The organism is Inmirania thermothiophila (genome assembly GCF_003751635.1).
Classification (GTDB): domain Bacteria; phylum Pseudomonadota; class Gammaproteobacteria; order DSM-100275; family DSM-100275; genus Inmirania; species Inmirania thermothiophila.
On sequence record NZ_RJVI01000003.1, the window covers coordinates 1 to 20,323 of the forward strand.

24 protein-coding genes are annotated in these 20,323 nt (G+C 72.9%); 22 read left to right on the plus strand and 2 right to left on the minus strand.

Features of this window, described 5'->3' with window-relative positions; translation table 11 throughout:
- Positions 1-95: 95 nt before the first annotated feature.
- Entirely contained in the window at positions 96-992 is an 897-nt protein-coding gene (locus EDC57_RS10630) for a phosphoribosylaminoimidazolesuccinocarboxamide synthase (protein ID WP_123401897.1), read from the minus strand.
- Positions 993-1,121: 129 nt separating this feature from the next.
- Positions 1,122-2,516 (minus strand): ribulose-bisphosphate carboxylase, encoded by a 1,395-nt coding sequence (locus EDC57_RS10635; protein WP_123402233.1) that lies wholly within the window; start codon positions 2,514-2,516, stop codon positions 1,122-1,124.
- Positions 2,517-2,633: 117 nt separating this feature from the next.
- Here EDC57_RS10635 and EDC57_RS10640 point away from each other — a divergent pair, with 117 nt between their 5' ends.
- The 22 genes from EDC57_RS10640 (at position 2,634) to EDC57_RS10745 (ending at position 20,318) form a co-directional block, all read left to right on the plus strand.
- Complete coding sequence (locus EDC57_RS10640; RefSeq protein WP_123401898.1) at positions 2,634-3,572, plus strand: LysR family transcriptional regulator; 939 nt, start codon at positions 2,634-2,636, stop codon at positions 3,570-3,572.
- A gap of 547 nt (positions 3,573-4,119) precedes the next feature.
- A complete protein-coding gene (locus tag EDC57_RS10645) occupies positions 4,120-4,542 on the plus strand; it encodes a c-type cytochrome (RefSeq protein WP_211331984.1) in 423 nt (140 codons plus the stop codon).
- A gap of 47 nt (positions 4,543-4,589) precedes the next feature.
- Positions 4,590-4,991 carry a DUF302 domain-containing protein gene (locus tag EDC57_RS10650; protein ID WP_211332003.1) on the plus strand — a complete coding sequence of 134 codons (402 nt, stop codon included), beginning with the start codon at positions 4,590-4,592 and terminating at the stop codon, positions 4,989-4,991.
- A 424-nt stretch (positions 4,992-5,415) separates the two neighbouring features.
- Entirely contained in the window at positions 5,416-5,901 is a 486-nt protein-coding gene (locus EDC57_RS10655) for a c-type cytochrome (protein ID WP_170165119.1), read from the plus strand.
- 11 nt (positions 5,902-5,912) lie between these two features.
- Complete coding sequence (locus EDC57_RS10660) at positions 5,913-6,308, plus strand: c-type cytochrome (RefSeq protein WP_245995267.1); 396 nt, start codon at positions 5,913-5,915, stop codon at positions 6,306-6,308.
- A 141-nt stretch (positions 6,309-6,449) separates the two neighbouring features.
- Complete coding sequence (gene ccmA, locus EDC57_RS10665; RefSeq protein WP_123402234.1) at positions 6,450-7,064, plus strand: cytochrome c biogenesis heme-transporting ATPase CcmA; 615 nt, start codon at positions 6,450-6,452, stop codon at positions 7,062-7,064.
- Positions 7,061-7,747: a heme exporter protein CcmB gene (gene ccmB, locus EDC57_RS10670; protein ID WP_170165120.1), complete on the plus strand. Its 687-nt coding sequence runs from the start codon at positions 7,061-7,063 to the stop codon at positions 7,745-7,747. The genes ccmA and ccmB overlap by 4 nt, the downstream gene beginning before the upstream one ends.
- Positions 7,748-7,758: 11 nt before the next feature.
- The gene (locus EDC57_RS10675) at positions 7,759-8,499 is read left to right on the plus strand and encodes a heme ABC transporter permease (RefSeq protein ID WP_123401903.1); all 741 of its coding nucleotides are present in this window, start codon (positions 7,759-7,761) and stop codon (positions 8,497-8,499) included.
- On the plus strand, positions 8,496-8,660 hold the full coding sequence (ccmD, locus tag EDC57_RS10680) for a heme exporter protein CcmD (protein ID WP_123401904.1): 165 nt from the start codon (positions 8,496-8,498) through the stop codon (positions 8,658-8,660). Before EDC57_RS10675 ends, ccmD begins: the two co-directional genes overlap by 4 nt.
- A complete protein-coding gene (ccmE, locus tag EDC57_RS10685; protein WP_123401905.1) occupies positions 8,657-9,106 on the plus strand; it encodes a cytochrome c maturation protein CcmE in 450 nt (149 codons plus the stop codon). Before ccmD ends, ccmE begins: the two co-directional genes overlap by 4 nt.
- A 9-nt stretch (positions 9,107-9,115) precedes the next feature.
- Positions 9,116-11,095, plus strand: coding sequence for a heme lyase CcmF/NrfE family subunit (locus EDC57_RS10690; RefSeq protein WP_123401906.1), 1,980 nt, complete (start codon positions 9,116-9,118; stop codon positions 11,093-11,095).
- Positions 11,092-11,628, plus strand: a complete 537-nt coding sequence (locus EDC57_RS10695) for a DsbE family thiol:disulfide interchange protein (protein ID WP_123401907.1) — start codon at positions 11,092-11,094, stop codon at positions 11,626-11,628. Before EDC57_RS10690 ends, EDC57_RS10695 begins: the two co-directional genes overlap by 4 nt.
- Positions 11,628-12,101, plus strand: coding sequence for a cytochrome c-type biogenesis protein (locus tag EDC57_RS10700; protein ID WP_123401908.1), 474 nt, complete (start codon positions 11,628-11,630; stop codon positions 12,099-12,101). The genes EDC57_RS10695 and EDC57_RS10700 overlap by 1 nt, the downstream gene beginning before the upstream one ends.
- Complete coding sequence (gene ccmI, locus EDC57_RS10705; RefSeq protein ID WP_123401909.1) at positions 12,098-13,300, plus strand: c-type cytochrome biogenesis protein CcmI; 1,203 nt, start codon at positions 12,098-12,100, stop codon at positions 13,298-13,300. Before EDC57_RS10700 ends, ccmI begins: the two co-directional genes overlap by 4 nt.
- Before the next feature lie 148 nt (positions 13,301-13,448).
- A complete protein-coding gene (locus tag EDC57_RS10710) occupies positions 13,449-13,877 on the plus strand; it encodes a c-type cytochrome (protein WP_123401910.1) in 429 nt (142 codons plus the stop codon).
- Between the two features lie 15 nt (positions 13,878-13,892).
- Positions 13,893-15,332 carry a cbb3-type cytochrome c oxidase subunit I gene (locus EDC57_RS10715; RefSeq protein ID WP_123401911.1) on the plus strand — a complete coding sequence of 480 codons (1,440 nt, stop codon included), beginning with the start codon at positions 13,893-13,895 and terminating at the stop codon, positions 15,330-15,332.
- A 92-nt stretch (positions 15,333-15,424) separates the two neighbouring features.
- Entirely contained in the window at positions 15,425-16,027 is a 603-nt protein-coding gene (locus EDC57_RS10720) for a cytochrome c oxidase subunit 3 (protein WP_245995270.1), read from the plus strand.
- A 14-nt stretch (positions 16,028-16,041) separates the two neighbouring features.
- Positions 16,042-16,290, plus strand: a complete 249-nt coding sequence (locus EDC57_RS10725; protein ID WP_123401912.1) for a cytochrome C oxidase subunit IV family protein — start codon at positions 16,042-16,044, stop codon at positions 16,288-16,290.
- A gap of 15 nt (positions 16,291-16,305) precedes the next feature.
- Positions 16,306-17,127 carry a CbbQ/NirQ/NorQ/GpvN family protein gene (locus tag EDC57_RS10730; protein WP_123401913.1) on the plus strand — a complete coding sequence of 274 codons (822 nt, stop codon included), beginning with the start codon at positions 16,306-16,308 and terminating at the stop codon, positions 17,125-17,127.
- Positions 17,108-17,506 carry a magnetosome magnetite crystal formation protein family gene (locus tag EDC57_RS10735; RefSeq protein WP_123401914.1) on the plus strand — a complete coding sequence of 133 codons (399 nt, stop codon included), beginning with the start codon at positions 17,108-17,110 and terminating at the stop codon, positions 17,504-17,506. The genes EDC57_RS10730 and EDC57_RS10735 overlap by 20 nt, the downstream gene beginning before the upstream one ends.
- The gene (locus EDC57_RS10740; RefSeq protein ID WP_211331985.1) at positions 17,503-18,537 is read left to right on the plus strand and encodes a 4Fe-4S binding protein; all 1,035 of its coding nucleotides are present in this window, start codon (positions 17,503-17,505) and stop codon (positions 18,535-18,537) included. Before EDC57_RS10735 ends, EDC57_RS10740 begins: the two co-directional genes overlap by 4 nt.
- Positions 18,501-20,318 carry a nitric oxide reductase activation protein NorD gene (locus EDC57_RS10745; RefSeq protein WP_123401915.1) on the plus strand — a complete coding sequence of 606 codons (1,818 nt, stop codon included), beginning with the start codon at positions 18,501-18,503 and terminating at the stop codon, positions 20,316-20,318. Before EDC57_RS10740 ends, EDC57_RS10745 begins: the two co-directional genes overlap by 37 nt.
- Positions 20,319-20,323 lie beyond the last annotated feature (5 nt).

The window sequence follows — 20,323 nt, forward strand, 5'->3', positions numbered from 1 at the left end:
TTCGAGGTGGCCGACTACGGTCTGGTGGCCGACCTCAACGAGGCCGTGCCCGAGCTCATCGAGGCCCTCGGCAAGGAGTGAGACCGCGGTGACGGCTACGCGGCGGCACCGGTCAGGCGCAGCAGCGCCTCGCGGTACCGCGCCGCGGTCTGCGCCACCACCTCCGCAGGCAACGCCGGTCCCGGCGGACGCTTGTCCCAGTCGAGGCTCTCCAGCCAGTCGCGCACGTACTGCTTGTCGAAGCTCGGCGGGCTCTGCCCCGGGGCGTAGCGGTCGGCGGGCCAGAAGCGCGACGAGTCCGGGGTGAGGACCTCGTCGATGAGGTGGATGCGTCCCTCCTCGTCGAGGCCGAACTCGAACTTGGTGTCGGCGATGAGGATCCCGCGCCCGGCGGCGTAGTCGCGGGCCTCGCGGTAGATGGCGAGGCTGAGCGCGCGCACGCGCTCGGCCACCTCCTCGCCGAGCAGCGCCGCCGCCCGCGCGAAGGGGATGTTCTCGTCGTGCTCGCCCACCGCGGCCTTGGTGGAGGGCGTGAAGATGGGCTCGGGCAGGCGCTCGGCCTGGCGCAGGCCGGGCGGCAGCGGGATGCCGCAGACGGTGCCCTCGCGCTGGTACTCCTTCCAGCCGGAGCCGGCGAGGTAGCCGCGCACGATGGCCTCGACGGGCAGCGGGCGCAGCCGGCGCACCACCACCGCGCGGCCGCGCACCTGAGCGCGCTCGTCCCCGCCGGAGACCACATCCTCGGGGGCGATACCGGTGAGGTGGTTGGGTACGAGGTGGGCGGTGCGGTGGAACCAGAACCCGGAAAGGGCGGTGAGGATGCGGCCCTTGCCCGGGATCGGGGTCGGCAGCACGACGTCGAAGGCCGAGAGGCGGTCGGTGGCGACGATCAGCCAGTGCGCCTCGTCGACGGCGTAGATGTCGCGCACCTTGCCGCGGGCCACCAGCGGCAGGCTCTCGATCCGGCTCTCGAAGAGGACGTCCTCGCCCATGGCGCCTACTCCCGGCTGCGGCGGCCCGGCGATTGTGCCACCGCGGAGGCGGACAAAAAAGGCGGGCCCGGAGGCCCGCCAAGAGCACCACAATGGAGGAGGCACCCGCTTGTGGTCCGGTGTTCCCCCTCAGGCGGCGATGCCGAGGCGCTGCCGCCAGCCGGGGTAGTACTGGTCGGCGTCGTGGGGGAAGCTCTCGAAGGCCCGCGCCAGCTCGCGGTGCTCCTTGGCGTACTCCACGAGGTCGACGCCCTGGCGCCAGGCTTCGAAGGCCTGCCGCAGCGAGATGGCCCCTGCGGTGCCGCCGTCGAGGTGGCCGAAGGCGCCGCCGCCGGCGGTGAGGCAGAAGCTGTCGTGGCCGAGGTTGTCGCAGAAGGCCGGGATGCGGATCGCGTTCATGCCGCCGGAGATGTGCGCCGCGGTGGGCTTCATCCCGTACCACTTCTGCCGGAAGAACGGCCCGTCCGCCTCCTCGTTGCGGATCATGTACTCGACGATGCGCTCGTCCGGGCTGCCCTCCATCTTGCCGAAGCCCATGGTGCCGGTATGGATGCCGGAGGCGCCGGCGAGCCGCGCCAGCTTGCAGTGCACCAGCGGCGGGTAGCCGCGCGGGTTGACGCTGGAGGTGACGGCGCCGTGGCCCGCGCGGTGGTAGTGCAGATAGGTGTTGGGGAAGTAGCGCCGCGCCAGGGAGACGGCGGTGACGCCGGCGACGAAGCCGTCCACCAGGAACAGGACCCGGTTGGCGTCCTCGCCGAAGGTCTCGAGGATGTACTCGCCGCGGGCGATCATCTCGAAGGGGTCGTCGGCGGTGATGTTGGCGGAGAAGATCTTCGGCTCGCCGGTCTCGTCCTGGGCCCGCTTCATGGCGTCGGCCACCAGCGGGATGACCTTCTTGAGCGGGCAGAAGGGCTGGTTGCCCTGCGGCTCGTCGTTCTTGATGAAGTCGCCGCCCAGCCAGAACTCGTAGCAGGCGTCGGCGAAGGGCTGGGGCCGCAGGCCGAGCTTGGGCTTGATGATGGTGCCGACGATGGCGCCGCCGTTCTCGTGGTCGCGGCCCATGGCGCGCCAGATGTCGTGGATGGTGGTGGAGGGCCCGTCGAACAGCGCCAGCATCCGCGGCGGCACCCAGAAGTCGAGCATGCGCAGGCCGATGATGTCGCCCATGCCCTGGTTGTTGCCGATGATCAGGGTCATGACGTTGGCCACTATCAGCCGGCCGTCGGTGATGTTGTGGTCGAAGAGGTCGTAGGGATAGGCGATCTTGATCAGGCCGCCGTCCTCGCCGAAGTAGTTCTCGTCGATGAAGTAGACCTTGGCGTCGATCTTCTTGGTGAAGTCGTCGGTGGTCTTGACCTCGACGTTGGTGCCCGTGGAGGACTCGGCCGCGACGTGGGCCGCGGTGGCGGTGAAGCCGTAGCCGGGCTTGGGCTTGAGCCGATAGGCGGCGAGCAGGTGGTTGCCCTCCCGCATCAGCTCGTCCTCGTTCATGCCGAGGTCGACGTAGCGTGCGCTCTGATCGATGGCCATGTCGTGCTCCTTCGCGTGGATCGCGTCATCGGACGTTGCACGGGAAAGGCTACGCAGGGCGGGCTATAATTGCCAATCACGATTGATGATTGGTGAGATAAGCCGAGGCTTATGCATTTCACGCTCCGGCAGCTGGAAGTCTTCGAGGCGGTGGCGCGCCTTGGCAGCTACACCAAGGCGGCGCGGGAGCTGCACCTTTCGCAGCCGGCGGTCTCCATGCAGGTGGCGCAGCTCGAGGAGCAGGCCGGCATCGCCCTGCTCGAGCAGGTGGGGCGGCAGGCCCGCCTGACCGAGGCCGGGCGCGAGCTCTACGCGCGGGTGCGGGCGGTGCAGCGCGAGCTGGCCGAGGCCGAGGAGGTCCTGGCGGCGCACCGCGGGCTGCGCGGCGGGCGGCTGCGTCTGGCGGTGGCGACCACCGCAGGGGCCTTCGCCACGCGCGTGCTGGCGGCCTTCGCCCGCCGTCACCCCGGGGTGCGCCTGGCGCTGGAGATCATCAACCGGGCCGAGCTGCTGGCACGGCTCGAGGCGCACGAGGCGGACCTGGCCATCATGGGGCAGCCCCCGGCGGGGGCGCCGCTGCGGGCGCGTCCGTTCCTCGACAATCCGCTGGTGGTGATCGCCTCGCCCGAGCACCCGCTGGCCGGGCAGCGGCGCATCCCCCTCGCGCGCCTTGCCGAGGAGCGCTTCGTCCTGCGCGAGGAGGGCTCCGGCACGCGCGGGGCGCTGGAGCGGCTCTTCGCCGGGCACGGTCTCGTCCTGCGCGCCGAGCTCGAGATGTCCACCAACGAGGCCATCAAGCAGTCGGTGGCGGCGGGGCTCGGGCTCGCGGTGGTCTCGCTCCACACCCTGGAGCTGGAGCTCGCCGCGGGGCGGGTGCGCATCCTCGACGTGGAGGGCTTTCCCCTCATGCGCCGCTGGTATCTGGTGCAGCGCCGGGGGCGGCGGCTGGGGCCTGCGGCGGCGGCCTTCGCCGCCTTCCTGCCCGAGGTGGCGGCGGAGATGGTGCGGCTTCCGGACGGCGTGGCGCCGACGGGGCGGGAGGCGGTGTGAGATGCGTTTGGCTGCGGGCGTGGTTCCGGCGCTCGTGGCCGTCGCCGCCGGGGCGGAGGGGTGCCGGTCCGCGCCGGAGGAGGTGCGCCGCGGAGAGGCCCTTTGCCGGCGCCACTGCGCGCCCGGGGGGCCAAGGGGGGGCAGCCCGGCCGGCGGCACCCGCGGCCGGGCCACGATCGGGCGCCGTCCCTGGATGGGGCGGCCATGCCTGGCCGCACGCCCTCCATAAGCTGCGCTACATGATCCGAAGCGGCAGCCCCTTCCGGCCCCGCGCCATGCCGGCGCAGGGCGGGCGCGAGACCGACGTCGATGCCCTCATCGCCTGCGTCCGGTCGCCGTGGCCGGACGCTTTGGACCGCGCATGGCTGCGGGCGGAGAACCGCGGGCGCGCGGCCGCCTGGCTTGCGTCCTGGCGGCGAATCTTTCAGCATGGCGCCACGCCGGGCGCGCGGGGGCATCGGCGGAGTGTCGGCTCCTCCCGCCGTTCCTGGAGCAAGGGAGGGCGCGGCGGAGACGGATGGGATACATGGACACGGGAGGGCGGCATGTGACGATCCGGTCTCTGCTTGCGGCGCTCGCCCTGGCGGGGGCGTGGACGGCGGCTGCTGCCACCGAGCTGCGCAGCGACTTCGCGCGCGTCATGCGCGGTGCGCGCGTCTTCCAGCAGCACTGCGCCGCCTGCCACGGGCGCACCGCCCAGGGGTCGCCAGACTGGCGCCGCCGCGGGCCCGACGGGCGCTTCCCGCCGCCGCCGCTCGACGGCAGCGGCCACGCCTGGCACCACCCCACGGCGGTGCTGCGCGAGGTGATCCGCGAGGGCACCGTAAAGGACGGCGGCGGCATGCCGGCCTGGAAGGGGCGGCTGGACGAGGGGCAGATCGACGACGTCATCGCGTGGATCCAGTCACGCTGGCCGGAGCCGGTCTATCGCCGCTGGCAGGAGATCGAGCGGCGCAGCGGCCGCCGCTGACGGCGGCGGCTGCGCCGGGTATGGATGACGCAAAGACGCGAGGAGGCCTGGATATGGCGAGCTACGGTTTCAGCGTGACGGTGAAGGGTGACGTGGAGGCGGTGCGCGAGCGCGTGATCGAGGCGCTCAAGGCCGAGGGCTTCGGGGTGCTCACCGAGATCGACGTCCAGAGGACGCTCAAGGAGAAGCTGGGGGAGGACATGCGCCCCTACCGCATCCTCGGTGCCTGCAACCCGCCGCTGGCCCATCGGGCGCTCACCGCCGAGCCGGGCGTGGGCCTCCTCCTGCCGTGCAACGTGGTGGTGCGCGAGGTGGCCGACGGCGAGGTGGAGGTGGCCTTCATGGACCCCGAGTCCGTCCTCGGCGTGGTGGGCAACCCGGCGCTGGCGCCGCTGGGTGCTGAGGTCAAGACGCGTCTCGAGCGCGTGCGCGACGCCGTCGCCGGCTGAGCGCCCCGGCGCAGCGACCCGGCGCGGGTCCGGCGTGCGGGCGGGACGCGGCAGGATGGCGGTGTGATGCGCGGGCCGGACGGCTGCATGCGGACCCTTGCCGTCCTGGTCCTCGCGGGGCTGGTGGCGGTGGCGGCGGGCCCGGTCGCAGCCGCCTGTGTCGGCGGACCGGGTGATCCGGATGGGGGCGCCTGCCGCCATCATGGTCCGCCGGTGCCGGGCGCACCCGGTATCTGCACCTGGCCCGGCTGCGTCTCTGACTCCCTCGCGCATCGGATGTGGGGCGCCGCGGCGGGGGCGGCGCGAGGTCGCGTTTCTTGGAGGGAGGACGATGCGATGGCAGAGAGACGACAGGGCCCGGCGCGGGTCGCGGGGGTGCTGGCGGCGGCGCTCATGCTCCTCGGCGCCGGGACGGTGCGGGCCGATGCGGGCCGATGCGGGCCACGGCCCGGGGGCGATGCAGCACGAGCATGGGGGCGGCCACCGCCACGACCGATGGCTCGAGCCGCCGCCCCCCTACCGGGGCCGGCGCAGCGACCGCTGGGCCGAGCCCGATGCGATCGCGCGCGGGGCGCGGATCTACAAGGCCCGCTGCGAGGTCTGCCACGGGCGGGACGGCCGTGGCACCGGCCCGCTGGCGGACAGGCTGCCGCACCGGCCGGCGGATCTGACCCAGAACTTCCATCACATCCCCCACGGCGGCGACGACTATCTCTTCTGGCGCGTGAGCGAGGGCGGCACCGCCGAGCCCTTCCGCAGCCAGGGCTCCCGGATGCCGGCCTTCAAGGGGGTGCTGTCCGAGGGGGAGATCTGGGACGTGCTCGCCTACGTCCATGCCTACTTCCACCTCGGGCTCCACCAGTGGCAGGAGGAGGCCGAGGTGGAGCGGGCCGGGAGAGGGACGCGATGAGGATGCCGAAGATGAGCAGGACGACGAGAACGTGGCGTGCGGTGCTGGTCCTGGCCGGCCTCGTGGTGCTGGCGGGCTGCGGCCGGCAGGCGGACGACCGCCCGCTGCTGCCGCCCCGGGGGTTCGTGGCCGACCCCGCGAAGGGTGAGGTCGCCTACCGCAAGTACTGCGCCGCCTGCCACGGCGAGGACCTGCGCGGCACCGCCAGCGGGCCGCCGTTTCTCAGCGACATCTACCGTCCCGGCCATCACGGGGACATCGCCTTCTACAAGGCCGCGCGCGACGGGGTCCGCGCCCACCACTGGCGCTTCGGCGACATGCCGCCGGTCAAGGGCGTCACCGCCGAGGAGGTGGGCCACATCGTCGCCTACGTCCGCCGCCGCCAGCGCGAGGCCGGGATCCGCTGAGGGCGGCCGCGCGGAGGGACAGCCCGCGGCGGGTCGGGTACACTACGCCGTCGTCGAATCCACGGGGGCGGCGTGTCGACGGAGGCCGTGCGCGAGGGCGGCGCTCCGGCGCGGGCGCGCGAGGCGCAGGCGGCCGGGGCCCTGCTCGAGGCGGAGGGGCTGGTGTTCGTGCGCGAGGACCGGGTCCTCTTCGAGGACCTGGGCTTCGCTCTGCATGCCGGCGAGGCCCTGCAGGTGGAGGGGCCCAACGGCTCGGGCAAGACGACGCTGCTGCGCGTCCTGTGCGGCCTCGCGCTTCCCGAGGAGGGCGAGGTGCGCTGGCGGGGAACCGACATCCGCCGCGCGCGGTCGGAGTATCTGGCCGAGCTCGCCTACATCGGCCATCAGCACGGGGTCAAGGGGGAGCTCACGCCGCGGGAGAATCTCGCCGTGGCCTGCGCCCTGGGCGGGCGGCGCGACGGCGTCGAGGCGGACGAGGCGCTGGCCCGGATGGGGCTTTCCGGCTACGAGGACGTGCCCTGCCGCACCCTCTCGGCGGGGCAGCGCAGGCGGGTGGCGCTGGCGCGGCTGCTGCTGACGCCGGCGCGGCTGTGGATCCTGGACGAGCCGTTCACGGCCCTCGACCGGGGCGGGCGGCGCGACATCGAGCGGCTGATCTCGCAGCACCTGGCGCAGGGCGGGCTGGCGGTCTTCACGACCCACCACGCGGTGGCGCTGGACGGCGCCGAGGCGCGGGTGGTGCACCTGGGGGCATGAGCGAGCAGATCGACACCGGGCGTGCCTTCCTGGCGATGCTGCGCCGGGACCTGACGCTGGCCTACCGGCACCGGGGCGAGCTGGCGAACCCGCTGCTGTTCTTCGTCATCGTGGTGACGCTCTTCCCCCTCGGCGTCAGCCCGGAGGCGGGCCTGCTCGCGCGCATCGGCGCCGGGGTCATCTGGGTCGCGGCGCTGCTCGCGGCGATGCTCTCGCTGGACAGCATCTTCCGCTCGGACTTCGACGACGGCGCCCTCGAGCAGATGCTGCTGAGCCCCCACCCGCTCTCGATGCTGGTGCTGGCCAAGGTGGCGGCGCACTGGCTGGTGACCGGCGTGCCGCTGCTGGTGATGGCGCCGCTGCTCGGGGTGCTGATGCGGCTTCCGGGCGAGGCCTTGGGGGCGCTGGTGGCGACCCTGGCCCTGGGCACGCCGGTGCTGAGCCTGATCGGGGCCATCGGCGTCGCCCTCACGGTGGGGCTGCGCCGGGGCGGGGTGCTGGTCTCGCTGCTGGTGCTGCCGCTCTACATTCCGGTGCTGATCTTCGCGGCGAGCGCCGTCGAGGCGGCGGCCGCCGGGGTGCCGGTGACCGGGCAGCTCTACTTCCTCGGGGCGCTGCTGGCGCTGGCGCTGAGCCTCGCCCCGTTCGCCGCCGCGGCGGCGCTTCGCGTCAGCCTGAGCTAGGGGGTCCGCGGATGTTCGAGCCGCTTCACCGTCTCGCCTCCCCGCCGCACTTCTACCGCTGGTCGGGGCGCCTGGCGCCCTGGCTCGGCGCGGCGAGCGGCGTCCTCATGCTGATCGGCCTCTACGGCGGCCTGGTGTTGGCGCCGCCCGACTATCAGCAGGGCGACAGCTACCGCATCATCTTCATCCACGTGCCGGCGGCCTGGATGTCGCTGTTCGTCTACATGGTGATGGCGGTCTCGGCCGGCATCGGCATCGTCTGGCGGGTCAAGCTCGCCGAGGTGTTCGCCGTCTCCAGCGCACCGCTGGGGGCGTCGTTCACCTTCCTCGCGCTGGCCACCGGCGCCCTCTGGGGCAAGCCCATGTGGGGTGCGTGGTGGGTGTGGGACGCGCGCCTGACCTCGGAGCTCATCCTGCTCTTTCTCTACCTCGGCTACATGGCGCTCTACGCCGCCATCGAGGACCGGCGCATCGCCGCGCGCGCGGCCGGGATCCTGGCCCTGGTGGGCGTGGTCAATATTCCCATCATCCACTACTCGGTGGAGTGGTGGAACACGCTCCACCAGGGCCCGACCGTGACCAAGCTCGACACCCCCTCGATCCACCCCAGCATGCTCTGGCCGCTGCTGGTGATGGCGCTCGCCTTCAAGCTCTTCTACGCCGCGGCGGTGCTGCTGCGCGCGCGCACCGAGGTCCTCGAGCGGGAGCGCAACGCGGGCTGGGTGAGCGAGATGCTGGGGGGGACCCGATGAGCCTTGCGGAGTTCTTCCACATGGGAGGCTACGCGTTCTACGTGTGGACCTCCTACGCCCTGGCCGCGCTGGTGCTGGCGGCCAACGTCGTTTCCATCCTGCGGCGGGAGCGCCGCGTGCGCGAGCAGCTCGCCCGGCGGGCGAGGCGGAGGCGTTCATGAGACCGAGACAGAGGCGGCTCTTCCTGGTGGGGTTCATCGTCTTCGGGGTCGGCGTGGCGGTGGCGCTGGCGCTTTCGGCCTTCCGCGAGAACCTGACCTTCTTTTACAGCCCCAGCCAGGTGCTCGCGGGGGAGGCCCCGGCGGATCACCTCATCCGCGTCGGCGGGGTCGTCGCCGACGGCTCGGTGCGGCGCGAGGCCGACGGGCTGACCGTGCGCTTCGAGGTCACCGACACCGTGCGCTCGCTCCCGGTCCACTACCGGGGCATCCTGCCCGACCTCTTCCGCGAGGGGCAGGGCATCGTCGTGCAGGGGCGCATCGGCCCCGACGGCGTCTTCCGCGCCGAGACCGTGCTCGCCAAGCACGACGAGAACTACATGCCGCCCGAGGCCGAGGAGGCCGTGCGCATGGCGCGCGAGGGCGGCGCCACCCGGGTCGCCGAGTAGGAGGGGGCCATGATCCCGGAGCTCGGCCACTTCTCCCTCATCCTCGCCCTGTGCCTGGCCCTGGCGCAGGCCTTCTTCCCCCTCGTCGGGGCGAGCCGCGGCATCCCCGGCTGGGTCGCCATGGCGCGCCCGGCGGCGCTGGGCCAGTGGCTCTTCGTCGCCTTCGCCTTCGGGGCCCTGACCTGGAGCTTCGTGGCCAACGACTTCTCCGTCGCCTACGTGGCCGCCAACTCCAACTCCAGGCTGCCGCTCGCCTATCGCATCTCGGCGGTGTGGGGCGGGCACGAGGGCTCGCTGCTGCTGTGGGTCTTCATCCTCGCCACCTGGACGGTGGCGGTGGCCTGGCTGAGCCGGGACCTGCCGGCGACCATGGTGGCGCGGGTGCTGGCGGTGATGGGGATGGTGGCGGTGGGCTTCTACCTCTTCACGCTGCTCACCTCCAACCCCTTCGAGCGGCTGGCCCCGGCGCCGCTCGACGGCCGCGACCTCAACCCGCTGCTGCAGGATCCGGGGCTCGTGCTGCACCCGCCGATGCTCTACATGGGCTATGTGGGCTTCTCGGTGGCCTTCGCCTTCGCCCTCTCGGCCCTCATCGGCGGGCGGCTGGATGCGGCCTGGGCGCGCTGGTCGCGGCCGTGGACCACGGTGGCCTGGGCCTTCCTCACCGCCGGCATCACCCTGGGGAGCTGGTGGGCCTACTACGAGCTGGGCTGGGGTGGCTGGTGGTTCTGGGATCCGGTGGAGAACGCCTCGTTCATGCCGTGGCTGGTGGGCACGGCGCTGATGCACTCGCTGGCGGTGACCGAGAAGCGCAGCGCCTTCAAGAGCTGGACGGTGCTGCTCGCCATCTTCACCTTCTCCCTGAGCCTGCTGGGCACCTTCCTGGTGCGCTCCGGGGTGCTGACCTCGGTCCACGCCTTCGCCACCGATCCGGCGCGCGGGCTCTTCATCCTCCTCTTCCTCGGCGTCGTCGTCGGGGGCTCGCTGGTGCTCTACGGTTGGCGCGCGGCCGAGGTGCGCGGGGTCGGGACCTTCGCCCTCTTCTCCCGCGAGACGCTGCTGCTGATCAACAACGTGGTGCTGGTGGTGGTGATGGGGACGGTCCTGCTGGGCACCGTCTACCCCCTCGCCGTGGACGCCCTGGGCGTGGGCAAGATCTCGGTGGGGCCGCCCTACTTCAACCGCGTTTTCGTGCCGCTCATGGCGCCGCTGATGTTCCTCATGGTGGTGGCGCCCCACGTGCGCTGGAAGGAGGACGATCCCCTCGCCGTGGCGCGGCGGCTGCGCTGGACCCTGGCCGCGGCGGTGCTGCTCGGGGCGGCCTGGAACCTCGCCGTGGCCGGCACGCTCTCGGCGGGGGTGGCGGCGGCACTGGCGCTCGCGGCCTGGATCGTCCTCGCGACGCTGCAGGAGGTCTACGCGCGCGCGACGCGCCATCGGGCGTTCCTGCCGGGGCTCGCCGCCCTGCCGCGGGCGCACTGGGGCATGGTGCTGGGGCACCTGGGGGTGGCGGTCTTCATCGTCGGCGCGGCGCTGTCGAGCGCCTACAGCGTCAGCCGGGACGTGCGCATGGCGGAGGGCGACGCCCAGACGCTGGGCGGCTACCGCTTCGTGCTCCAGCGGCTCGAGCCGCGTGAGGGGCCCAACTACACGGGCACCGCGGGGGTCTTCGAGGTCTACCGGGACGGGCGCCTGATCGGCGAGCTCCACGCCGAGAAGCGGATCTACACCGTGCAGCGCATGCCCATGACCGAGGCCGGCATCGACCCGGGGGTCACGCGCGACCTCTACGTGGCCATGGGCGAGCCGCTCGACGACGGCCGCTCCTGGGCCGTGCGCCTCAACGTCAAGCCCTTCCAGCGCTGGATCTGGCTCGGCGGCGTCTTCATGGTGATCGGCGGGCTGCTGGCGGCCACCGACCGCCGCTACCGGCTCGCGGTGCGGCGGCAGGCGGCGCGCCTCGCCGCCCTCGGGGGGCAGGAGGCATGAGGCTGCGCTACCTGCTGCCGGCGGCGGTCTTCGCCGCCCTCGTCGCCCTCTTCGCCGTCGGGCTCGGGCTCGACCCGAAGCGGGTGCCCTCGCCGCTCATCGACAAGCCGGCGCCGGAGTTCGCCCTCCCGAGCCTGCACGATCCGGAGCGGATCGTGCGCCGCGACGACCTCAAGGGCCGGGTCTACCTGTTCAACGTCTGGGCGAGCTGGTGCGTCTCCTGCCGCGCCGAGCACCCGCTGCTGGTGGAGCTTGCGCGCCGCGGCGAGGTCCCCATCTACGGCCTCAACTACAAGGACGAGCGCGGGGCGGCGTTGGCCTGGCTCGCCGACCTCGGGGACCCTTACACCGACAGCCTCATGGACCGCGACGGGCGCGTCGGCATCGACTGGGGCGTCTACGGGGTGCCCGAGACCTTCGTCGTCGACCGCAACGGGATCATCCGCTACAAGCAGATCGGTCCCATCACGCCCGAGGCGCTCAACGAGACCATCCTGCCGCTGGTGCAGCGGCTCAAGCGGGAGCAGGGGTGATGAGGCGGAGGCTGCTCGCCTTGCTGGTGCTGCTCGCGGCGGCGGCGCCGGCCTGGTCCGTGATCGAGGTCTACCAGTTCCAGGACCCGCAGCAGGAGGCGCGCTTCAAGCGCCTGACCCAGGAGCTGCGCTGCCTGGTGTGCCAGAACCAGAACATCGCCGACTCCAACGCGGATCTGGCCAAGGACCTGCGCCAGGAGGTCTACGAGATGATCGTCGCGGGCAAGCGCGACGAGGAGATCATCGGCTTCCTCACCGCCCGCTACGGCGACTTCGTCCTCTACCGGCCGCCCTTCAAGGCCACCACCGCCCTGCTCTGGGTCGGGCCCTTCGTGCTCGTGGTGGTGGGGGTGGTGGTGCTCATCCACTTCGTGCGCAGCCGCCAGCGCGCCGTGCCGGCCGAGCTCAGCCCCGAGGAGCGGGCGCGGCTCGAGGCGCTGCTCGCCGGCCGCGACGGGGAGGAGCGGCGATGAGCGCCTTCTGGGCGGCGGCGGCGGCCATGGTGGCGCTGGCGCTCGCGCTGGTGGTGCCGCCGCTCATGGGGCGCGGGCGCGCCGCCGGCGTGGCGCGGCGCGAGCTCAACGTCGCCATCTTCCAGGACCGCCTGGCGGAGCTCGAGCGGGATCTTGCCGACGGCGTCATCGACGAGGCCCACTACCGCGAGGCGCGGGCGGAGCTCGAGCGCGACCTGCTCGAGGACGTGGCGGGCGCGGAGCCGGAGGAGCGGCTGCGTCGGGGCGGTGTGCCCTGGGCCGGCGTCGTCGTCGCCCTCGTCGTTCCGGCCCTGGCCGGCGGGCTCTACTGGCGGCTGGGCGCGCCGCAGCTCGCCGCCGGCACGGCGCCGCCGCCGCAGGCGGCGGGGGATATGACCATCGAGCAGATGGTGGCGCGGCTCGCCGAGCGGCTGCAGCGCCAGCCCGACGACGGCGAGGGCTGGCGCATGCTCGGCCGCTCCTATCTGGTGATGGGCCGCTTCCCGGAGGCGGTGGAGGCCTACCGGCGGGCCCAGCGGCTGCTCGGCGACGAGCCGCAGGTCCTGGTGGGGCTCGCCCAGTCGCTCGCCCGCGTCAACGGCGACCGTCTCGTGGGGGAGCCGGAGCGGCTGCTGCGGCGGGCCCTGGAGCGGGAGCCGGCCAACACGGAGGCGCGCCTGCTCGCGGGGTTCGCCGCCTTCCAGCGCGGCGGCTTCGCCGAGGCGGTCCGGCACTGGGAGCAGGTCCAGTCGAGCCTGCCCCCCGGCAGCGAGGCGGCCAAGGTGGTCGCCGACTATCTCGCCCAGGCGAGGGCGCGGCTCGGCGGGGCCGAGGGGGCGCCCGCGGCCGCCGCCGCGGCCGTGGTGGAGGTGCAGGTGCGGCTCGCCGAGGCGCTGCGGGACAAGGTGCGGCCGGACGACACGGTCTTCGTCTTCGCGCGGGCGCCGGACGGTCCGCCCATGCCGCTCGCGGTGAAGCGGTTGCGGGTCCGCGACCTGCCGGCGCAGGTGCGCCTCGACGACGGCGACGCCATGACCCCGCAGGCGCGGCTGTCCCAGTACGGGGAGGTGATCGTGGGCGCGCGCGTCTCGCGCAGCGGCGAGGCACGGGCCCGCAGCGGCGACCTCCAGGGCAGCGCCGGCGTCGTCCGTCCGGGCCAGGGCCCGGTCACCGTCGTCATCGACCAGGAGGTCCTGTAGGGTTCCGCGGCGGGGGCTGCGCGTCCCCGGTCCCCCAAGCCCGGCGCCCACGCCCCGTTCCCCACCTTGATCCATATCAAGGATTCCTGAGCGCCAGCCGCGGTTTCCTGTTCCGGCACTGGAACCGCAACCAGGGGGGACTTGCGCGATGGCGACGACCTTCACCAAGTCCATGGCACGCAACATCTTCTACGGAGGGGCGGTCTTCTTCTTCCTGCTCTTCCTGGCGCTGACCATGGACACGACCTACAACCGGCTGCCGCAGCGAGACAACCGCCAGGCGATCACGGAGCAGGTGGCCCTGGGCAAGCGGGTGTGGGAGGAGAACGACTGCATCGGCTGCCACACGCTGCTCGGCGAGGGGGCGTACTTCGCGCCCGAGCTCGGCAACGTGTACAAGCGGCGCGGTCCGGACTTCATCAAGGCCTGGATCAAGGCGCAGCCGAGCGGCGTGCCGGGGCGGCGGCAGATGCCGCAGTTCAACCTCAGCGAGGAGGAGCTGGACGCGCTGGTGGCCTTCTTCAAGTACGTCTCCGAGATCGACACCAACGCCTGGCCGCCCAACATCGAGGGCTGAGGGGAGGAGAGGACCATGCAGTACCGTTCGCAGGCGGTCGCCAAGCCCTACTTCGTGGCCGCGATCGCCCTCTTCGTGGGGCAGATCCTGTTCGGCCTGATCATTGGGCTGCAGTACGTGGTCGGGGACTTCCTGTTCCCGGCGATTCCCTTCAACGTCGCCCGCATGGTGCACACGAACCTGCTCATCGTGTGGCTGCTGTTCGGCTTCATGGGGGCGGCCTACTACATCGTGCCCGAGGAGTCGGAGCGGGAGCTGGAAAGCCCCAAGCTTGCGCTGGCCCTGTTCTGGATCTTCCTCGTCGCCGGCGCGCTCACGATCCTGGGCTACCTGCTGGTGCCCTACGCCGGGCTCGCCAAGCTCACGGGCAACGGCGCCTTCCCCACCATGGGGCGTGAGTTCCTGGAGCAGCCGACGATCACCAAGCTGGGCATCGTCGTGGTCGCCCTGGGCTTCCTCTACAACATCGGCATGACCGTGCTGCGCGGGCGCAAGACGGTCATCTCGCTGGTGCTGCTGATGGGGCTCGCGGGCCTTGCGGTGTTCTTCCTGTTCTCGTTCTACAACCCCGACAACCTGGTCAAGGACAAGTACTTCTGGTGGTGGGTGGTGCACCTGTGGGTCGAGGGCGTGTGGGAGCTGATCCTGGGCTCGATCCTCGCCTTCGTGCTCATCAAGGTCACCGGCGTCGACCGCGAGGTGATCGAGAAGTGGCTCTACCTCATCATCGCCATGACCCTCATCACCGGCATCGTCGGCACCGGGCACCACTACTACTGGATCGGCACCCCGGGGTACTGGAAGTGGCTGGGCTCGGTCTTCTCGGCGCTCGAGCCCATCCCCTTCTTCATGATGACCGTGTTCGCCTTCAACATGGTCAACCGCCGTCGCCGTGAGCACCCCAACAAGGCCGCCACCCTGTGGGCGCTGGGGACCTCGGTGATGGCCTTCCTGGGGGCCGGGGTGTGGGGCTTCCTGCACACGCTGGCGCCGGTCAACTACTACACCCACGGCACCCAGATCACGGCGGCGCACGGCCACATGGCCTTCTACGGCGCCTACGTGATGATCAACCTCACGATCATCTCCTACGCCATGCCGCTGCTGCGCGGGCGCACCGCCGCCAACAGCAACCGCCAGCAGGTGCTGGAGATGTGGGCCTTCTGGCTGATGACCGTCTCCATCGTCTTCATCACGCTGTTCCTCACCGCCGCGGGCATCCTGCAGGTGTGGCTGCAGCGGGCCGCGGAGACGCCCATGCCGTACATGGTGGTGCAGGAGAAGATCGCGCTCTTCTACTGGCTGCGCGAGATCACGGGCCTCGTCTTCCTCGCCGGGCTGGTGGCCTACATCGCCAGCTTCTTCGTGGGCGCCGACGAGCCCGAGGCGGCTCTCGCCGGCGGCGGCGCGGTGCAGGGCGCGCCGGCGTCGCGGCTGCGCCGGGAGAGCCTGTAGCCGCAGGGTGAGCGCCGCCAGGGACGGCGGCGGACGGGATCCATCGAAGGCGGGGGGCGGAGGCCCCCTGCCTGGCTCCGGGGGGGCGACACGTGCACGGCTGCGCCATCGCGGGACGCCGTCTCTGCCCCGGCGAGGTGCGCCGGGACGGCCTTCCCGGCGACCTCGCGATCTGGTTCTTCATCTTCGCCGAGCTGCTCGCCTTCGCCGCCTTCTTCCTCGCCTACGCATGGACGCGGCGCTCGGCCCCCGAGCTCTTCGACGCCGGGCAGGCGGTGCTCGACCGGCGCGCCGCGCTGGCCAACACCCTGGCGCTGGTGGCGGCGAGCCTCGTGGTCGCCCGCGCCGTCGCCGAGGCGGCGGCCGGGCAGGGGCGGCGGGCGGCGGGCCTGCTCTGGGCGGGCTTCGGTCTCGGCGCCCTCTTTCTCCTCGTCAAGGGCTACGAGTACGCCCACCTCGCGGCCCTTGGTCACGGTCTCGAGGGGGAGCTCTTCTTCACCTTCTACTACCTGCTCACCGGCTTCCACGCCTTACACGTGGTCCTCGGCATGGTGATCCTTGCCTGGATGGCGGTGCGCGCAGGGCGCGGCGCCTATGATCTCGAGCAGCACGGGCTCGAGAGCGGGGCGAGCTACTGGCACATGGTGGATCTGGTGTGGCTGGTGCTCTTTCCGCTGGTCTACGTGCTGCACTGAAGGAGGAGGGCGGCATGCCCGGGATCGATCGCTGCACGAGGGTCTGGGTGCTGCTGTCGGCGCTCACGGTGGCGAGCTGGCTTCTCGCGGAGACGGCCGGCGGCTGGGTGGTGCCGGCGGCGCTCGCCATCGCCGTGGTCAAGGGCCAGGCGCTGGTGGACGACTTCATGGGGCTTCGCCGCGCGCCGCGCCGCTGGCGGGCGCTCGTCTCGGGCTGGCTCCTGGCGGTGTCGGCGGGGATCGGCGCGGCCTTCCTCACCTGAAGCGGAGAACGGCGCATGAACGAGACGGGCAAGGTCCGGGCGGGCGAGGCTGCACCCAAGGGGATTCCCTTCTACCTGCCCCAGGGCAACGAGTGCGCGCTCTTCGAGCACGCCTGGCGCAACCGCCTGCCCCTGCTCATCAAGGGGCCCACCGGATGCGGCAAGACCCGGTTCGTGGCCCACATGGCGGCGCGCCTGGGGCGGCCGCTCATCACCGTCGCCTGCCACGACGACCTCACCGCGGCCGACCTCGTGGGACGGCACCTCATCGGCGACGGCGTCACCTACTGGGCCGACGGGCCGCTGACCCGGGCCGTGCGCGAGGGCGGGATCTGCTACCTGGACGAGGTGGTGGAGGCGCGCAAGGACACCACCGTGGTCCTGCACCCCCTCACCGACGACCGCCGCATCCTGCCCATCGAGCGCACCGGCGAGGTGCTCGAGGCGCCGCCCGAGTTCATGCTCGTGGTCTCCTACAACCCCGGCTACCAGAACCTGCTCAAGGGCCTGAAGCCGAGCACGCGCCAGCGCTTCGTGGCCATCCGCCTGGGGTTTCCGCCGCCGGAGCTGGAGCGGCGCATCGTCGCCCACGAGGGCGGGGTCGACGAGGCCCTCGCCGGGCGGCTGGTGCAGCTCGGCCAGGCCCTGCGCAACCTCACCGAGCACGACCTCGAGGAGGGCGCGAGCACGCGGCTGCTGGTCTATGCGGCGCGGCTGGTGGCGAGCGGGGTCCACCTGCGCGAGGCCTGCCAGGTGGCGCTGGTGGAGAGTCTCACCGACGACGAGGACACCGTCTCGGCGCTGGCGGAGGTGGTGGATGCCGTCCTCGGCGCATGAGGCACGCGGCCAGGAGGTGGCGGTGGCGGCCGAGGCGCTCTATCTCGCCAACCTCCTGGTGGCCCCGGGGCTCGCCTTCGCGCTGCTGCTGTGGCTCTGGCGGCGCACGCGGCCGGCGCCCCCGCTTGCCGCCTGTCATCTGCGCCAGACCCTCACGGCGAGCCTCTGGGCGGGCTTCCTTCTCGTGGTGGTGGCGGCCGGGGTGGCGATGCTCGGCGGCATCGAGGCCCCGCCGACGTGGGTCTTCCTGATCCTCTACTTCACCACCTTCCACTCGATGCTGGTCCTCTTCGGCGCCGTGGGGCTCGCCCGGGCCATGGCCGGCCGGCCCTACCGCTACCCCCTGTTCGGGGCGCCCTGCCCGGAGGTGGGGCCGTGAGCGGGAAGGCGGCGCGGCTGCAGCGGCGGCGCCTGGCGACGCGGCTCGCCTTCTTCGCCCTCTTCGTCCTGGCCCCGCCCCTGGACCTGTTCCGCCTCGACCTCACCCGCGGCCACTTCGTCCTCTTCGGCTGGGACTGGACCCTGGGCCTGGAGCCGTTCCTGCGCGGCGAGATCGGGGCGGGCGAGGTCACGGTGAACCTCCTCCTGCGCGGGCTGCTCCCCATCGTCCTCGTGGTCGGCGTCTTCTTCTGGGTCTCCTGGCGCTGGGGGCGGCTCTACTGCGGCTGGCTCTGCCCGCACTTCTCCGTGGTGGAGCTCATCAACGGGCTGATGCGCCGCGCGGGCGGCCGGCCGTCGCTGTGGGAGCGCGAGCCGCTGCCGCAGGAGCGCCCGGACGGCACCCGGGAGCGGCGCGATCGGCGCTGGTGGTGGGCGGTGTGGCCTGCGGTGGGCGGCTTCGCCTTCCTGTGGGCGCTGGTGCTGCTCACCTATCTGATGCCGCCGGCCGAGATCTACGGCGGTCTCCTGCGCGGCGGGCTCGGCCGCTACGAGACCGTCTTCCTGGCGGCGGCGACGGCGGTCTTCACCATCGAGTTCGCCCTCGCCCGCCACCTCTTCTGCCGCTACGGCTGCGCGGTGGGGCTGTTCCAGAGCTACGTCTGGATGGCCAACCGGCGGGCGATGGTGGTGGGCTACGACCGCACCCGCGCCGAGGCCTGTGCCGACTGCCTCGGGCACTGCGAGCATGTCTGCCCGATGCGGCTCAAGCCCCGCGCCATCAAGCGGCGCATGTTCGCCTGCGTCCAGTGCGCCCGCTGCATCCAGGCCTGCGACGAGACGCGGGCGCGCCACGGCGACGAGGGTCTGCTCACCTGGGTGCGCGACGCCTGCGCCCTCGACGTCTCCTGGCGCGACATCGGCCGCCCCTACGTCTGCACCGCGCCGGACTGCTTCCTGCGCCACCGCGACCGCCTCCACGGGAGGGCAGCGACGTGGAAGAATCCGTCGGTCTCCTCTGGCACCGGCTGATCACCCGCGCGGCCGGGCGCGGCCATCCCGAGGCGGCGGTGACCCTGGAGGCCGTCCGTCCCGTGGTGGGCATGCTCTTCCGCGCCGCCGGCGGGGGCGGGGGGGTCGCCGTCACCGCGGGGGCGGCCCGGCGCCACGGCGCCCGCCGGCGGCTTCTCGAGCGCATCGCCGGCAGCGGGGAGCGCGCGGAGCTGGCCTCGGTGGACGCCGAGGCCCTGCGGCTGCCGCCGTGCATCGATCTCTTTCCCGAGGCCGCCCTCAACCGCGACCTCTATCTCTGGCTCGCCGCCCTCGCCGCCGCGCCGGGGCCTGCGGCGGGCGGCGAGGACGCCTGGCTTGCCGCCAACCAGTGGCGCACCCGCTGGGTGCTGGGGCGCCTGCCGGGGATGCGGCCCCGCTACCGGCGGCTGGTGGCGGCGCATCTCGCCCGGCGCCCGGACCCGGCGCGGCTGCGCGGGGCGGAGGCGGCGCGGGAGCGGGCCGTGCGCGAGGCCCTCGAGCGGCCGGGGACGGTGACGGCGTGGCCGGCGGCGGGGCCGCCGGTGCACCCGGTGCCGCTCTGGCTCTACCCGGCGCCGGAGGGGCGCGGCGACGGCGGCCAGGGAGCCGAGGGCGACGGCGGCGGCGGGCGGGCGCGCAGCGGCGGGCGCCGCCACGCCGCGGAGCGGGTGGCGCTGCCGCAGCGCCGCGGCGGGCTGCTGCTCAACCGCTTCGAGGTCCTCATGACCCTCGGCGAGTACGTGCGCGTGCACCGCGAGCCCGAGGAGGGGGAGGCCGACCCGGCGGCGGCGGACGATCTCGACCACCTCAGCGTCGCCCGCGGCGGCCGGTCGGTGGCGTCCAGGGTGCGCTTCGACCTGGACCTGCCGGCGGCCGAGGCCGACGACCGTCCCCTCGGGCCCGGCATCCGCCTGCCCGAGTGGGACTGGCGCCGCGGCCGGTTGCTGCCGGAGCGCTGCCTGGTGCGGCCCATGGTGGCGGCCCGCGCGGCCCCGGCGGTCCTGCCGGCGCATCTGCGCCGGCCGGCGCGGCGGCTGCGCCGCCACTTCGAGGCCCTGGCCCCGGGCCGGCTCTGGCACCGGCGCCGCCCCGAGGGGCAGGAGCTGGATCTCGAGGCGCTGCTGGAGTTCAGCGCCGACCGCCTGCGCGGGCGGGCCGACGCCGAGCGCGGCCTCCACTGCGCCCTGGACCGGGGCGGGCGCAGCCTCTCGTGCCTGCTGCTTGCCGACCTCTCCCTCTCCACCGATGCCTGGATCGGCGAGTCGGGTCGGGTCATCGACGTCATCCGCGACAGCCTCTTCCTCTTCGCCGAGGCCCTCGCCGCCACCGGCGACCGCTACGCCATCTACGGCTTCTCCTCGCGCCGGCGCGAGCACGTGCGCATGAATCTCATCAAGGCCTTCCACGAGCGCTACGATGCGGCGGTGCGCGGGCGCATCGCCGCGGTGCGGCCGGGCTACTACACCCGCATGGGGGCGGCGGTCCGCTATGCCACGCGGCTCCTTGCGGCGGAGCGCGCGGCGCGGCGCCTGCTGCTGCTGCTCACCGACGGCAAGCCCAACGACCTCGACCACTACGAGGGCCGCTACGGGATCGAGGACACGCGCGAGGCGGTGCGGGAGGCGCGGCGCCAGGGGCTCGTGCCCTTCTGCGTCACCATCGACGAGGAGGGCGCGGCCTATCTGCCCCATCTCTTCGGGAGCGAGGGCTTCGTGGTGGTGCGCAGGCCGGGGGAGCTGCCGCGGGAGCTGCCGCTGCTCTACGCCCGGCTGACGGCATGAGGTGA